Origin of the sequence: Arsukibacterium sp. MJ3 (assembly GCF_000987765.1) — a bacterium.
GTDB lineage: Bacteria > Pseudomonadota > Gammaproteobacteria > Enterobacterales > Alteromonadaceae > Alishewanella.
Genome location: NZ_LAHP01000192.1, coordinates 1 through 424, shown reverse-complemented (window position 1 = coordinate 424; position 424 = coordinate 1). Strand labels below are relative to the sequence as shown.

Genomic DNA, 424 nt, shown 5'->3' with positions numbered 1-424 from the left:
CGAAGGCATTAAAAAGGATTTCGATTCTGCGCAACTTGGTAACAAGCGCGTATCGTTAGCTGATTTAATTGTGTTAGGTGGTTGTGCCGCGATTGAGAAAGCAGCAAAAGATGCAGGCTATTCAATTGATGTGCCATTCAGCCCAGGCCGCACCGATGCAACAGCAGAGCAAACTGATGCAGAATCGTTTGAGGTGCTAGAGCCAATTGCTGATGGTTTCCGGAATTACCAGAAGAAGCGTTACTCGGTAGAAGCCGAAGAGTTGCTACTTGATCGCGCTCAGTTGCTTACGCTAACAGCGCCAGAAATGACCGTGTTAGTAGGTGGTATGCGCTCGTTGGGTGCGAACTTCGGCGGTAGCAAGCATGGCGTGTTTACCAGCAAGCCAGGTACATTGAATAACGATTTCTTTAATGTAATTACC

Annotated in this window: 1 protein-coding gene; it reads left to right on the top strand. The window is 47.6% G+C overall.

Going from position 1 to position 424, the window contains the following annotated elements:
- Positions 1 to 424 (top strand): peroxidase family protein (locus tag VT06_RS17455; protein ID WP_046555607.1); only part of this gene is annotated, 424 nt, incomplete at both ends.